16 protein-coding genes are annotated in these 13,161 nt (G+C 66.1%); 5 read left to right on the forward strand and 11 right to left on the reverse strand.

All coding sequences use genetic code 11. The features are described from left to right. Nucleotides 1-60: 60 nt before the first annotated feature. Genes C936_RS0101145 through C936_RS0101155 form a run of 3 tightly spaced genes read right to left on the reverse strand, consistent with a single transcriptional unit; the run spans nucleotide 61 to nucleotide 3,457 of the window. Complete coding sequence (locus C936_RS0101145; RefSeq protein WP_012983774.1) at nucleotides 61-1,179, reverse strand: PilT/PilU family type 4a pilus ATPase; 1,119 nt, start codon at nucleotides 1,177-1,179, stop codon at nucleotides 61-63. Nucleotides 1,180-1,206: 27 nt separating this feature from the next. Continuing rightward, complete coding sequence (locus tag C936_RS0101150) at nucleotides 1,207-2,379, reverse strand: PilT/PilU family type 4a pilus ATPase (protein ID WP_018174945.1); 1,173 nt, start codon at nucleotides 2,377-2,379, stop codon at nucleotides 1,207-1,209. Nucleotides 2,380-2,422: 43 nt separating this feature from the next. After that, nucleotides 2,423-3,457 (reverse strand): type IV pilus twitching motility protein PilT, encoded by a 1,035-nt coding sequence (locus C936_RS0101155; protein ID WP_012983776.1) that lies wholly within the window; start codon nucleotides 3,455-3,457, stop codon nucleotides 2,423-2,425. Between the two features lie 143 nt (nucleotides 3,458-3,600). Between C936_RS0101155 and C936_RS0101160 the strand changes: the two genes are divergently transcribed. Beyond that, on the forward strand, nucleotides 3,601-4,314 hold the full coding sequence (locus C936_RS0101160; protein ID WP_018174946.1) for a YggS family pyridoxal phosphate-dependent enzyme: 714 nt from the start codon (nucleotides 3,601-3,603) through the stop codon (nucleotides 4,312-4,314). 13 nt (nucleotides 4,315-4,327) lie between these two features. Further along, a complete protein-coding gene (proC, locus tag C936_RS0101165) occupies nucleotides 4,328-5,146 on the forward strand; it encodes a pyrroline-5-carboxylate reductase (protein ID WP_018174947.1) in 819 nt (272 codons plus the stop codon). An 897-nt stretch (nucleotides 5,147-6,043) separates the two neighbouring features. Here proC and cysQ read toward each other — a convergent pair. Genes cysQ through C936_RS0101180 form a run of 3 tightly spaced genes read right to left on the reverse strand, consistent with a single transcriptional unit; the run spans nucleotide 6,044 to nucleotide 8,202 of the window. After that, nucleotides 6,044-6,877, reverse strand: coding sequence for a 3'(2'),5'-bisphosphate nucleotidase CysQ (gene cysQ, locus C936_RS0101170; protein WP_018139432.1), 834 nt, complete (start codon nucleotides 6,875-6,877; stop codon nucleotides 6,044-6,046). 58 nt (nucleotides 6,878-6,935) lie between these two features. Continuing rightward, nucleotides 6,936-7,481 carry an ADP compounds hydrolase NudE gene (nudE, locus tag C936_RS0101175; RefSeq protein ID WP_012983780.1) on the reverse strand — a complete coding sequence of 182 codons (546 nt, stop codon included), beginning with the start codon at nucleotides 7,479-7,481 and terminating at the stop codon, nucleotides 6,936-6,938. A gap of 7 nt (nucleotides 7,482-7,488) precedes the next feature. Next, nucleotides 7,489-8,202, reverse strand: a complete 714-nt coding sequence (locus C936_RS0101180) for a hypothetical protein (protein ID WP_018174948.1) — start codon at nucleotides 8,200-8,202, stop codon at nucleotides 7,489-7,491. Here C936_RS0101180 and C936_RS0101185 point away from each other — a divergent pair. Then, nucleotides 8,201-8,974 carry an HAD family hydrolase gene (locus C936_RS0101185; RefSeq protein ID WP_018174949.1) on the forward strand — a complete coding sequence of 258 codons (774 nt, stop codon included), beginning with the start codon at nucleotides 8,201-8,203 and terminating at the stop codon, nucleotides 8,972-8,974. The genes C936_RS0101180 and C936_RS0101185 overlap by 2 nt on opposite strands. Here C936_RS0101185 and C936_RS0101190 read toward each other — a convergent pair. Both C936_RS0101190 and C936_RS0101195 read right to left on the reverse strand, forming a co-directional pair. After that, complete coding sequence (locus tag C936_RS0101190; RefSeq protein WP_012983783.1) at nucleotides 8,967-9,206, reverse strand: hypothetical protein; 240 nt, start codon at nucleotides 9,204-9,206, stop codon at nucleotides 8,967-8,969. The two genes, C936_RS0101185 and C936_RS0101190, sit on opposite strands and share 8 nt — an antisense overlap. Further along, on the reverse strand, nucleotides 9,203-9,856 hold the full coding sequence (locus tag C936_RS0101195; protein ID WP_012983784.1) for a 7-cyano-7-deazaguanine synthase: 654 nt from the start codon (nucleotides 9,854-9,856) through the stop codon (nucleotides 9,203-9,205). The genes C936_RS0101190 and C936_RS0101195 overlap by 4 nt, the downstream gene beginning before the upstream one ends. A 44-nt stretch (nucleotides 9,857-9,900) precedes the next feature. On the opposite strand from C936_RS0101195, the gene C936_RS0101200 reads away from it, so the two are divergent. Both C936_RS0101200 and C936_RS0101205 read left to right on the forward strand, forming a co-directional pair. Next, nucleotides 9,901-10,374, forward strand: coding sequence for a TerB family tellurite resistance protein (locus tag C936_RS0101200; protein WP_018174950.1), 474 nt, complete (start codon nucleotides 9,901-9,903; stop codon nucleotides 10,372-10,374). 15 nt (nucleotides 10,375-10,389) lie between these two features. Then, on the forward strand, nucleotides 10,390-11,052 hold the full coding sequence (locus tag C936_RS0101205; protein ID WP_018174951.1) for a sulfite exporter TauE/SafE family protein: 663 nt from the start codon (nucleotides 10,390-10,392) through the stop codon (nucleotides 11,050-11,052). Between the two features lie 30 nt (nucleotides 11,053-11,082). On the opposite strand, the gene C936_RS0101210 is transcribed toward C936_RS0101205, so the two are convergent. From C936_RS0101210 to C936_RS0101220, 3 genes are all read right to left on the reverse strand, one after another. Beyond that, nucleotides 11,083-11,535 (reverse strand): DUF4426 domain-containing protein, encoded by a 453-nt coding sequence (locus tag C936_RS0101210; protein WP_018174952.1) that lies wholly within the window; start codon nucleotides 11,533-11,535, stop codon nucleotides 11,083-11,085. A gap of 141 nt (nucleotides 11,536-11,676) precedes the next feature. Next, nucleotides 11,677-12,240: a YggT family protein gene (locus C936_RS0101215; RefSeq protein WP_018139439.1), complete on the reverse strand. Its 564-nt coding sequence runs from the start codon at nucleotides 12,238-12,240 to the stop codon at nucleotides 11,677-11,679. Between the two features lie 102 nt (nucleotides 12,241-12,342). Continuing rightward, entirely contained in the window at nucleotides 12,343-13,158 is an 816-nt protein-coding gene (locus C936_RS0101220) for a pyruvate, water dikinase regulatory protein (RefSeq protein ID WP_018139440.1), read from the reverse strand. Between the last annotated feature and the right edge of the window lie 3 nt (nucleotides 13,159-13,161).

Below are 13,161 nucleotides of genomic sequence, written 5' to 3' on the forward strand. Positions count from 1 at the left end.
CCCCTCCGAGATCCACATTGAGGAGCCGAGGGTGATGCGGTTCGCTTCGCTCAGCGCATCCTACCGGTCGGGGAGTTGAAGGTCTTCCTCGGCCTCGTCGGCCGCGGAGACGCCGCCGCCGAAGTTGAGGCGCCATTCGAGGTCGGCACGCGAGTCTGCCTTGTTCAGGGCCTCGTCCAGCATCACTCGGCCACCCTTGAACAGCTTGACGATGGCCTGATCGAAGGTCTGCATGCCCACCGAGCTGCCCTTGGCCATAATCTCCTTGATCTCGCTGATCTTCTCGTCGCGGATCAGTTCGGAGATATACGGCGTGTTCACCATGATCTCCAGCGCAGCCACACGCTGTCCGTCCTTGGTCTGCAACAGGCGCTGGGCGATGATCGCGCGCAGGTTCAGCGACAGATCCGAGAGGATCTGCGAGCGGTTGTCCTCGGGGAATAGATTGATCACGCGATCGAGCGCCTGGGTGGCATTGGTCGCGTGCAGGGTGGTCAGCACCAGGTGGCCGGTATCGGCGTAGGTCAAGGCCGCACGCATGGTCTCGCGGGAACGCACCTCCCCGATCATGATCACGTCCGGGGCCTCGCGCATCCCCTCCTGCAGGGCGTGATCATAGCTCGGGGTGTCGATCCCGACCTCGCGCTGGCCGACGATCGAGCGCTTGTGCGTAAAGAGAAACTCGATCGGGTCCTCGACCGTAAGAATATGACCGCTGGAATGCGTATTACGGTGATCAATCATCGAGGCGAGCGTGGTGGACTTCCCGGTCCCGGTCGCGCCGACGATCAGCACCAGCCCGTCATGGTGCGAGACGAATTCCTCCAGCACCGGGGGCAGCCCAAGCTGCTCGATGGTCGGGATGGACATGCGGATGAAGCGAATGACCATCGCGACCTCGCCGCGCTGGCGATAGACATTCACGCGGAAGCGTCCCAGACCCTCGCGCGAGACGCCAAAGTTGACCGCGGTCTCGCGCTCGAAGATCTCGGCCTGATGCTCGTTCATCATCTCGCGCGCGATGGCCTCCGCCTGACCGGGTGCGAGTGCCTTGCGCGAGATCGGCTGCAGGACCCCGTCGACCTTGATGCTCGCGGGCGCGCCGGTCAGGAAGAACAGGTCCGAGGCGGCCTTCTGCGCCATCAGGCTCAGGTACGGTTCGATCTGCATCTGGCTCATCGCTGATCTCCCGAAGGGTGCGGACCGTTAGCGGACACTGTAGTCCTCGGGACGGTCGTCCACGGACAGGCCCTCGCCCGTGTCCGCCACGGCCGGGGCACCGTCATCCTGTGCCCGCTGCGAGTCGAGCTTGATGCGCAGCCGCAGGTCGTTCACCGAATCGGCATTGCGCAGGGCCTCCTCGTAACTGATCTTGCGGGTCTCGTAGAGGTCGAACAGGGCCTGGTCGAAGGTCTGCATGCCCTGCTCGCGGGAACGCGAAATCAGCTCCTTCATCTCGTGCACCGCACCCTTCAGCATCAGGTCGGCCATCAACGGGGTGTTGATCAGGATCTCTACCGCCGGCACGCGGCCCTCGCCGTTCTCGTGCCGCACCAGGCGTTGCGAGATCACCGCTTTCAGGTTCAGCGACAGGTCCATCAGGAGCTGCTCGCGCCGATCCTCGGGGAAGAAGTTGATGATGCGGTCCAGCGCCTGGTTGGTGCTGTTGGCGTGCAGGGTGGACAGGCACAGGTGACCGGTCTCGGCAAAGGCGATCGCGTAGTCCATCGTCTCCCGATCCCGGATCTCGCCGATCAGGATCACGTCCGGCGCCTGACGCAGGGTGTTCTTCAGCGCGATCTCGTAGCCCTCGGTGTCCACGCCCACCTCGCGCTGGGTGATGATGCTCTTTTCGTGTTCGTGGACGAACTCGATCGGGTCCTCGATGGTGACGATGTGATCGGGGGCATTGCGGTTGCGATGGCCGATCATCGCGGCGAGCGAGGTCGACTTGCCCGAGCCGGTCCCCCCGACGAAGATCACCAGCCCGCGGCGCTCCATGGTGATCTTCTCCAGCTGCGGCGGCATCTGGATGTCCTCGAACTTCGGGATCACCGAGTTGATCGTGCGCAGCACCATTCCGGGGCTGCCGCGCTGAGTAAACACGTTCACGCGAAAGCGCGACACGCCCTGCAGGCCGATCGCGAAATTGCACTCCTGATGGCGCTCGTACTCCGCGGACTGCTTGTCGTTCATCAGTGCGCGTACCAGCGCCTGGGTATGCGAAGGCGTGAGCTTCTGCTCGGTCATCGGCACCACGCGGCCGTCAATCTTGGCCGCTGGCGGCATGCCGACCGTGATGAACAGGTCCGAGCCACCCCGGTCCACCAGGGCGCGGAGCAGGTCGTGCATGTACTTGATCGCCTTGTCACGATCCATGGTGCTTCTCCCCTTGCCGAATCCCCCGGGCGGGGGCGCGGGCTCAGAACGAATCCGGGTTGGCGGCCTTGCGCTTGGCGTCCTCGCGGCTGATCACGCCCTGCGCCAGCATGTCTTTCAGGCACTGGTCCAGCGTCTGCATGCCGGTGCCGGCACTGGTCTGGATGGTCGAGTACATCTGCGCGATCTTGTTTTCGCGGATCAGGTTGCGGATGGCCGGCGTGCCCAGCATGATCTCGTGCGCGGCGATACGCCCGCCGCCGATCTTCTTCATCAGGGTCTGCGCGATAACCGCCCGCAGCGACTCGGACAACATCGCCCGCACCATGTCCTTCTCGGCCGCCGGAAACACATCGACGATACGGTCGATCGTCTTGGCCGCGGAACTGGTATGCAGGGTGCCGAAGACGAGGTGCCCCGTCTCCGCCGCGGTCAGCGCCAGGCGGATCGTCTCGAGATCGCGCAGCTCGCCGACCAGAATGGTGTCCGGATCCTCGCGCAGCGCGGAACGCAGCGCCTCGGAAAAGCCGTGGGTGTCGCGGTGTACCTCGCGCTGGTTGACCAGCGACTTCTTCGACTCGTGCACGAACTCGATCGGGTCTTCGATCGTCAGGATGTGGCCGTAGTCGTTCTCGTTGCGGTGGTTGACCATGCCCGCCAGCGTGGTCGACTTGCCCGAGCCGGTCGGGCCCGTGACCAGCACGATCCCGCGCGGATAGTTGGAGATATCCTCGAAGATGCGCGGTGCCGCCAGCTCTTCCAGCGTGAGCACCTTGGAGGGGATGGTACGAAAGACCGCCGCCGCGCCCCGGTCCTGATTGAACGCATTGACACGAAAACGCGCCAGCCCGGTGACCTCGAACGAGAAGTCCGTCTCCAGGAACTCCTCGTAGTCCTTGCGCTGGCGGTCGTTCATGATGTCGTAGATCAGGCCCTGGACCTCCTTGTGGTCCATGACCGGCACATTCACGCGGCGCATATCGCCGTCGATGCGCACCATCGGCGGCATGCCCGCCGAGATGTGCAGATCCGAGGCCCCGTTCTTGACCGCAAAGGCCAGCAGCTGCGTGATATCCATGCATCCCCCTGTACAACCGGAAACGAGCCGCCAGCCCCAGCGCCCCGCCCCGGGCGACGCCCTGCCGGGCCCCGCAGCGTGTGACGGACACCGCCCGCCTGGCGGCGGTGCCCTTACGTTTCACCGGACTATATCATAGGGCCATGAGCGCACCAGACCACGCATTCAGGGCCGTTCGCGAACGTATCGTTCACGCCTGCGAACAGGCCGGGCGCGACCCCGGCAGCGTGCACCTTCTGGCCGTATCCAAGACGCGTACGGCCGACGACATCCGCGCGTTGCATGCGCTCGGGCAGACGGCGTTCGGCGAGAACTACGTGCAGGAATTCATCAACAAGTTCGACGCCCTCGAGACCGGCCCGAAACCCCTGGGCCTCGAGTGGCACTATATCGGCGCACTGCAGAGCAACAAGACGCGCCCCGTGGCCGAACGCGCTCACTGGGTACACACCATCGACCGCGAGCGCATTGCCCGCCGCCTTTCGGAACAGCGCCCGGAACACCTGCCGCCCTTGCAGGTCTGCCTGCAGATCAATGTCTCGGGCGAGAGCCAGAAGGCAGGCGTCCCGCCGGAGGCTGCCGCCGCGCTGGCCGACACCGTCGCGAACCTGCCCGGGCTGACGTTACGGGGCCTGATGACCCTGCCGGCCGCCGAGAGCAATCGCGAGCGCCAGCGCCGGCCATTTGCCCGGCTGCGGCAGTTGAAGGACGAACTCAATGCGCGGGGACATGGCCTGGATACCCTGTCCATGGGCATGTCCGCCGATCTCGAGGCCGCGATCCTCGAGGGTGCCAGCCTGGTACGCATCGGCACCGCGCTGTTCGGGCCCCGCATCACACCCGAGAGAAACCAGTAAAAGAGGAGTCCGCATGACGGAACACCGCTTCGAAGTCGGCTTTATCGGCGCCGGCAACATGGGCGAAGCCCTGTTGCAGGGCCTGATCCAGTCCGGCCATGACGCCGAGCGCATCGCGATCGCCGACAAGAGCGCCGAACGCGTGCGCGATCTCCAGGCCCGCTACCCCGGACTGCAGGCCGCAAGTGCCGAGGCGCTCGCCGAGGACAGCGCCGCGCTGGTGCTCGCGGTCAAGCCGCAGACCCTGCCGGACCTGGCCCCCACGCTGCGCGAGGGCGTCACCCGCGGGCAGCCCCTGGTCATTTCGGTGGCCGCGGGCATCACCACGGCCCAGCTGGCCAGTTGGCTGGGTGACGGCACCCGCCTCGTCCGCGCAATGCCCAACACGCCGGCCCTGGTCGGCGCCGGCGTGACCGGCCTGTTCGCCGCCCCCACGGCCACCACCGAGGATCGCGACACCGCCACCCGCCTGCTGGAGTCGGTAGGGCGGGCGATCCCGGTGGCGGACGAGGAGCTGATGCACGCGGTCACGGCGACCTCGGGCAGCGGCCCGGCCTACGTCTTTCTGATGATCGAGGCGATGCAGGAGGCCGCGCAGTCGCTCGGGCTGCCGCCCGACACCGCGCTGGAGCTGACGCTCGGCACACTAGCGGGTGCGACCCGACTGGCCGCCGAGAGCGACGAGCCGCCCGCCGAACTGCGCCACCGCGTGACGTCGCCGGGCGGCACCACCGAGCGGGCCTTGCAGGTGCTGGAGGATGGCGACCTGCGCGGACTCATGCGCCGCGCGATGGCGGCAGCGGCCGAGCGCTCGCGCGAACTCGGACAGTAGGGGCTTCGTCCGCCGCGTTTGGCTGGGCCTGGTTCGTCCTCTAGAGTTTACGGTGGCTTCGGCTAGCCGCCTGCCATGCGCTGTCTCGCCAGCGCGCCGCGAGGTACTTTCTTGCTTGCCCAAGAAAGCACCCAAAGAAGGGCACCCGGATTCCGCCCGGGGACCTTGCTCCAGGGCCCTCGGGCCGGCGGCGCTGAAACTCGCTGCGCCTTCGGCTTCGCTCAGACAGTCAGCGCCCCCGTTTCTATTTTGAATCGTCCGTCCCGAGGACCCTTCCGCAAGGGGCTTCATACGGGGGGATAAGGTCAAGACAACGGCTGGCCTGACGTTCCTGCCAGTGGATAGAGGCTAGGCATTCGGACATCTTGGCACGCTCGGCCTTCGGCCTTGGCGTGCCGCGCCCGCCAGCGGGCGCCAGCCCCCCTCGTAGGATGCGGATGAGCGCAGCGAATCGCATCAGGGTTGCCCCGACGCCGGACCGGTGCGTTTCGCTGCGCTCAACCGCACCCTACAGCTCGGGGCTACCGCCTGTTTTGACCTTCCCTCCCGATATGAGTCCCTTGTGGAGGGCGTGACAGGCCGGACGATTCACAATAGACACGGGGCGCTGACTGTCTGAGCGAAGCCAAAGGCGCAGCGAGTTTCAGCGCCGCCGGCCCGAGGGCCCTGAAGCAAGGTCCCCGGGCGAATCCCGGGCGTGTTTCTTGGTTACTTCTTTGCACGAGCAAAGAAGTCCGTTTTTGATCAACAACTGGCGGGGTGCGCTGCCGAAACAGCGCATGGCAGGCAGCGGACCGAAAGCAAGTAAACACCAGATGCCGAACCCGGCCCAGCCTCAACGACGCTGAGGGCCAACCAGGGCACGCCAAGGCCCGCTAGCTGGTGGGCGGGAGAAGGCTAGGCGTCGGGGAGGCCGAGGCGGCGCAGCCAGCGCGCCGGATCGCCGGCGCAGACCAGAAACTCGGGATTGAGCATGCTCTCCTTGGTGTTGTAGCGAAGCTCCTGCCCGTGGAGGTCCGTCACATGCCCCCCCGCGGCCCGCACGACCGCATGCGCCGCCGCGGTATCCCACTCGCTGGTCGGCCCCAGGCGCGGATAAATATCCGCGGCTCCCTCGGCCACCATGCAGAGCTTCATCGAGCTGCCCAGGCTCACCAACTCGTGCGTCCCAAGGCGTTCCAGAACCGCTTTGAGCCGCTCGGCCCCGTGCGAACGACTGCCCGCCACCAGCGGGTGCTCGGTATCAATACGGTCGCGTGCCACCTCGATGGCGCGCGGGGCCTCGGAACCATCGCGGCGGATGGCGCCGCCTCCAGCGTGGCCCGCATACAGACGCTGAAGCACCGGACTCCAGACCACGCCCATCAGCGGCTCGTGGTCATGGATCAGGGCAATGTTGACCGTGAATTCACCCGTACGCTTGACGAACTCGCGGGTCCCGTCCAGGGGATCGATCAGCCAGTAGGTCCGCCACTGCTTGCGGCGCTCGAATGGTACGTCCTGCCCCTCCTCGGAGAGGACGGGCCACTCCGGCGCGATCTCGCGCAGCCCCTGTGCGATCACGCGATGCGCGGCCAGGTCGGCCTCGGTCAGTGGGGAGCGATCGTCCTTTTCGGTAACCGCGAAGCGGGTCTCGTAGACCTCGAGAATGGCATGGCCGGCATCCTCGGCCAGACCACCCACTTCCTGCATCAGGGCGGTCAGGGCCGCGTCCTTGGGCGGTTCGTTCATCGGGGCATCCTTTCTGATTCGAACGGTACGGAATGCGCGTACCTTGGCAGAACCCGGGTCAGGCGTCGAGAAAATCGCGCACCATATAAAGTGCCGCGATGGAACGGGCCTCGGTGCAATCCTCGCGGGTGACCAGTTCGCCCAGCCGGTCCAGCGACCAGGGTACGACCTCGATGGCCTCCGGCTCGTCACCCTCCTCGCGCTGGGGGTAGAGATCCTCCGCCACGATCAGATGGGTCTCGTGCGACATGTAGCCGGGCGCGACCGTCAGCGCGCCCAGGTGGGTCAGGCGGTGACCGCCATACCCGACCTCCTCCATGATCTCGCGGTTTGCCGCCACCAGGATGTCCTCGCGCGCCTCGATGCGGCCCTTGGGCAGGCCAAGCTCGTAGCGGTGGGTGCCGGCCGCGTATTCGCGGATCAGCAGCACGGTGCGATCCGGCTGCACCGGGGCGACGATGACTGCGCCGTTGCCCCGGCTGATCAGGCGCTCGTAACAGGTGCGCGCCCCATTGCTGAACTCGAGATCCAGCTCCTCGACCTCGAACAGCCGACTTCGGGCTACGGTCCGGCGGCCCTGGACATCCGGTTTGTCTCGACTCATAGACGTTTTATTCGGCGTTGCGCAGCCGTACCTGGGTTCTCAGTTCGCCCTCGAACAGGGTGTCGAGGATGATGCCATGGTCGGACTCGACGACGTCGAAGCCTTCCTGTGCCTCGGGGTAGGTCTCCTCCAGACGCAGGTCCAGATCCCCCCAGTTTACGGCCATGGTGACCCGCATGGGGAAGTAGCCATCCAGGAAACGCCGCACGAAGGGCCCGTTCTCCATCGTGTAGACGCCATCACCTTCGTGTTCGATCACACGCATGCGTGCGGTGACACAGACCTCGGAATCCTTGTGGACACCGCGCAGGTCGACCCGGTCGCCCCGTGCCTCGGCCAGGTCGATGTTGGTAGTGGATTCGACCTGAAGGTCCTCGATTCGCTCTTCGTTGTAGGCAATGACCATGCGCCGGATCGGCGCAATATCGCTGTGGCACTGGCGCAGATCCACCCAGCCGTCCTCCAGCGAAGACGAGCTCAGCGTGATCTGGTTCTGGTGGTGATGAGGGACCTGCTCCGGCTCCTCGGTCAGAAACTTGATCTCCGGGCTGGTGGTCTGGGTCTGGTCCGGCGATACAGTCTCGCCCCACAGGCTGTCGTCCTCGAGCGGGTCGTAATCGGGGTCGCTCGGGTCCATCGCCTGCGCGGAAAACGGCAGCAGCGCCAGGGAAACCAGCGCCAGAAAGAGCGGGCCAGGGGCCAGACGGGATTCAGGTACCATGGGAGCCATCGCAATCACCCTCTTTGAGGTTCCGTTCGCTGTGGACCCCAAAAACCCCGAAAAAAATCCGAATCCGCAGGAATCATCGGTGCATGTCGACTGGTCGAGCATCGACACCGTGCTGTTCGACATGGACGGTACACTGCTGGATCTGCACTTTGACAACCGCTTCTGGCGCGAGCTGATCCCCGCCGAGTACATCCGCTGCCAGCCGGACGACCCGGAATGCGCCCGCCGGCGCCTGGAAGACGAGATGCAACGCGTGCGCGGCAAGCTCGAATGGTACTGCGTGGATCACTGGACCCGGTTCACCGGTCTCGACGTGCTCGGGCTGAAGCGCGAACTGGCCCACCACGTCGCAATCAAGCCGCACGCCGAGGCCCTGCTGGGCGCCCTGCATCGCTCCGGCCGCCGACGCGTGCTGGTAACCAACGCCCATCCGAAGGTCTACAACTTCAAGCACCAGATCACGCGGATCGGGGATCACCTGGACACGATCGTCTCCGCCCACGACCTGGAGTGCGCCAAGGAAGACACCGACTTCTGGGAACGGCTGCAACGCATCACCCCCTACGATCCGGCACGTACGCTGCTGGTCGACGACAACCTGCTGGCCCTGGCCAGCGCGGCCCGGCAGGGCCTGACCGAGCTGCGCGGCATGCGCTACCCGGACGAGCGCGGGGAGCCGATGGACTCGCGGGAGTTTCTGCTGCTGGAATCGCTGGCCGACCTGCTGCTCGGACTGCCGGGCCGGGAACGGCCCGTTACTTGACCGGAGTCGGCAGGTTGCGGATCAGGTCCAGCCGGATCTGAACGTCACGCCCCTCGCACTCGCCGTCCAGCCAGTGATATCCGTCCGCCTCGCGGACCTCGCGCGGGGTCACCTTGCCCCACCAGGCCTGGCTGGAGTCGGGCTCGGCCCAGTTCAGCTGCAGGGTCTCACCTGTGAGAATGGCGATCTCCAGGCGTTCGATCACATGTTTGGGAAGGACGGATTCGGTCATCGGGGTGGTTCGCGGTAGTCGGTGGGATCCGGCACGCCCGCCGAGGCGAAAGCCGCGCGGCGCGCCTGGCACTGCGGGCAGCGCCCGCAGTGGAGCGATTGTGCCAGAAGGCAGCTCCAGGTGCGGGACCAGTCGATCCCCAGCGGATCGGTGGTGTAGATGATATCGGCCTTGGACTGCGCGATCAGCGGGGCCTCGATCGCCAGCCCCGGTACCAGCTCGTCCGCCAGCGCCGCGAGGCGCCCGATAAAGGACGGGCGCGAACCCGGGCCATGCCCTTGGTCCTCGCGATTGAGCGCCAGCAGGATACGCCCCGCCCCCTGGTGCTCGGCGAGATTGATCGCCAGCGCCAGCACCAGCAAGTTGCGCTGTGGCAACGGCACATGCGCGACCCACTCCGAACGTTTGGCAAACGCCTGGCGCAGCGCGCGCAGGTCCATCTCGACGGGGTCGACCCCATAGTCGGCGCCCAGGGCACGGATCGCAGCCCGCTCACGCTCGGCATTGCGCTGGCCATAGTCCACCCACAGGGCGCGCAGCGGGCGGCCCTGCGCATGCCGCTGCGCCAGCAGGGCACTGCTCTCGATACCCCCGGACAGCAGGAGCAGATCGGGGGGCGATTCACCCGTGTACTTGTCCGTGGCGTGCATTCGGGCACCATACGCAAAGCACACGCCCGCAGAAAGGAACCCTGATGATCGACGAGCTGCGCCGCCACTGGCAGCGCCTGATGCGCACGGATCTGAGCGATACCGAATCCGGCGACGACGAACACCGACTGCAGCGTGTGGCCGCCGCGCTGATCATGGAGGTCTGCCGCGCCGATTTCGAACTGCACGAGGCCGAACTCGACTCCGTGCGCGCCAGCCTGATCGAGTTGTTCGAACTGGATGCGGACACCGCCGACGGCCTGCTCGAAATCGCCCGGGAAAAGAGCGACGAACTCGTATCCGTCCACCCGTTGGTGCGCGAGGTCAACGCGGCCTTCGATGCCGACCAGAAGGCCGACATCATGCGCGCACTGTGGCGCGCCGCCTGGGCCAACCAGGACCTGCACAAGCGCCAGGAAGCCGTGATCCGGCACCTGGCCGATCTGTTGTATGTCCCGCACTCGACATTCATCCGCACCAAGCACGAGGTCCTGGGCGATGCCGCCGATCCGAACTGACAGGGAGTGGCGCTGATGGGCGACCCGGGCACGCTGCTTGCCGCCCTTGCAGTGGGCATCCTCGGGGGCGTTCACTGCCTCGGGATGTGCGGCGGCATCGTGGGCGCGATCTCGCTCGGACATGGCCGCAGGGGTCCCGGGTTCGACCTGCTCCTGGCCTACAACCTCGGACGCATGGGCAGCTATGTGATCGCCGGGGCCCTTGCGGGCTGGCTGGGCGCCACCCTGCTGGGCGGGCTGCCGGCCGGGCAGGTGATCCTGCAGGGGATTGCCGCGGTATTCCTGGTCCTGCTGGGGCTGTACATCGGCGGCTGGTGGCCGGTACTCGCGCGTCTGGAGCAGGCCGGTGGCGTGGTGTGGCGTCGTATCGAGCCTCTGGGTCGGCGGTTTCTGCCAGTGCGCAATGCCGGCCAGGCCCTGCTGGTGGGCGGGCTTTGGGGCTGGCTGCCCTGCGGGCTGGTCTACAGCGTGCTGGCCTGGTCGCTCAGCGCCGGCGGGGCCACCGAGGGCGCGCTGCTGATGGCGGCCTTTGCCCTGGGCACGCTGCCGAATCTGCTACTGATGGGGGTCTTCGCGGCGCGTATGGCTGCGTTTGTGCAACAACGCTGGGTTCGCGCCCTGGCGGGAGCCGCGATCCTGCTCTACGGCGGCTGGATGCTACTGCGGCTGGCAATGTAACCCCCGCCTCCCGGCGGGGGTACCAATGGTTCAGTCAGCGAAGAACTCGCGGCTGAAGCTGATGGGCAGGGCCCGCTCGCTGCCTTCCGGCGTTACCTCGAGTGCGAACTCGAGGGTCTCGCCGCGGCGAACAGTCACCTCGGAAAGCTGATAGATGGCGTCGCCATCCTGGATCTCCCGAAAGCGCAGGTTGCGCATCTGATCGTTCATGTTGGTCGCGGTGCCGCTGAGATCCGCGGAGACGGCCTTGAGCCCATCGTCAGTCCGTTCCATCACGGTGACGTTGAGCATTGCGCGGTTGGAACTGCGGCGCACGTCGTAGGCCTGGGCGACCTCGGGGGAGAGGAAGGTGGTATTGATGACGTTGTAGTACACCACGTAGTTATCGAATTCCGCCTCGTTGGCGGACGCGATCGAGCTGCCGAGGACAACCGCCGCCAGGGCGACGATGAAGCCGGTGATGACCCGATGCACTCTTACCATGGCTGACTCCTCTGCCGTTGCGGGAATGCAGAGGCGGTGCCGCCGGCATGGCTGACACCATCCCCTGCCTTCGAGTCTAGCGCCTTTTCGCGCGGATGAAACCGCCAAAAAAGGAGGGTTTCGGGGCGCGGATGGTCTCGATCAAAAAGAGCGCACCAGAATCAGCAAGATGTACAGACCGACCAGTGCGACCATCGGCGAAAAATCGATCGCCCCGGCCCGCGGCAGCGTCCGGCGCAGCGGACCGAGGATAGGCCGATTGACGTCGCCGACCAGGCGCAGGATGGGGTTGTGCCCCCCGCCACCGCCTCCGGCCTGGATCCAGCTCATCACGACCTCGACAATCAGGGCGATGATGAACACCCAGATCACGGTGGTCAGGACCTCGCGGATGGCAACGTAGAAGATCACGCCAAACCCTACGTCCGCGCCGAGGATCGCGGCGCGCAGCCAGAGTTCAACGCACTTCAGCACGATAATCAGCACGATCGCGGCCAGGTCGACCCGCCCGACCGAGGGGATCACCCGCCGCAGGATGCGCAGCGGCGGGTCGGTCAGCATGACGATCGTCTGCGAGATCGGGTTGTGGTACTCCGCCCGCACCAGCCCGAAGATCGTGCGCAGGATCAGCAGGATGATGTAGATCCCGAAGACGACGCTGATCAGGAAGATGGCAATCTCTTGTCCGGGTCCGGCGGCGTTCATGCGGGCTCCTTGCGGCAATTCAACGGAAAGTGCGCAGCATTGTCCGGCATGCCCGGCGGGATGCCAAGAAGACGCTGAACGGACCGAGGGCGCCCAGCCGCCTCAGGTCCGGTCCAGGGTGTCGCGCACCTGGGTCGCGATCTCCTCGATAGACAGCTCGGTGACATCCAGGTGGGGGATGGCCCAGGTCTCGAGGAACTCCTGGATCGCGGCACATTCCGCGCGGCACTGGGCAAGGCTTGCGTACTGACTGCCGGGGCGGCGGCCCTCGCGGATCTGTGACAGACGCTGGGGGGTGATGGTCAGCCCGACCATACGCCCGCCGAGACCGCGCAGGCTGCGCGGCATGTGCGGGGTATCATCCCGGCCCAGGTCCTCCGGCACCAGCGGGTAGTTGGCCGCGAACAGCCCGTAATTCATCGCCAGGTAGAGACTCGTGGGTGTCTTGCCCGAACGCGAGGCGCCCAGCAGCACCACATCGGCGACGGAAAGATCCTGGGTGGCCAGACCGTCGTCGTGCGACAGCGTGTAGTTCAGGGCCTCGATGCGACGGTCGTAGCGCGTCACATCGCCCATGCCGTGGGCCCGCCCGGATACCGACTGGGCCGTGACCCCGAGCACCTCCTCCAGTCGCCCGACCTGCTCCCCGAACACGTCGATCACCGGGACGGGGCTGTGGCGCAGTTCCTGGCGCAGGTCGGCATTGGCCAGGGTGGCCACGACGAGCGCCGGCTGCGGCCCGGCCTCGATCCGAGCGAACACGCTGGACAGCCGACCCGGGGTCTGCACGAAAGGCAACCGATGCCAGGCCGGATCCAGGTCCGGGAACTGGGTGAACAGCGAACGCGCCAGCGTCTCCGCGGTAATCCCGGTCCCGTCAGACACCAGATACACCTGCGGGCACCGCGGATCGGCCATGTC

Origin of the sequence: Thioalkalivibrio sp. ALJ4 (assembly GCF_000377225.1) — a bacterium.
In the GTDB taxonomy this organism is placed as follows: domain Bacteria; phylum Pseudomonadota; class Gammaproteobacteria; order Ectothiorhodospirales; family Ectothiorhodospiraceae; genus Thioalkalivibrio.